The organism is Pseudomonas sp. SIMBA_041 (assembly GCF_046535095.1).
Taxonomy (GTDB): Bacteria; Pseudomonadota; Gammaproteobacteria; order Pseudomonadales; family Pseudomonadaceae; genus Aquipseudomonas; species Aquipseudomonas mucoides.
Genome location: NZ_JAWRXJ010000170.1, coordinates 1 through 292, shown reverse-complemented (window position 1 = coordinate 292; position 292 = coordinate 1). Strand labels below are relative to the sequence as shown.

1 protein-coding gene is annotated in these 292 nt (G+C 57.2%); it reads left to right on the top strand.

Going from position 1 to position 292, the window contains the following annotated elements; genetic code table 11:
• Positions 1-292: hypothetical protein (locus tag SB725_RS30705; protein WP_410923130.1), on the top strand; the 292-nt coding region annotated here is incomplete at both ends.

Below are 292 nucleotides of genomic sequence, written 5' to 3'. Positions count from 1 at the left end.
CCGCGCGCATCTTCGCCATCTTCTGGCTGACGCTGGCGCTGGTGTTGATGTTGGTTTTGATGTTACCCATGCTCGATTCACGCCAGATGTCCGAGCTTCTGGATAGCGAACAGCGTCAGGGGCTGATGATTGAGCAGCATGTTGAAGCGGAGCTGGCGAACGATCCGCCCAACGATTTAATGTGGTGGCGGCGTCTATTCCGGGCGATTGATAAGTGGGCACCGCCAGGACAGCGTTTGTTATTGGTGACCACCGAAGGCCGCGTGATCGGCGCTGAACGCAGCGAAATGCA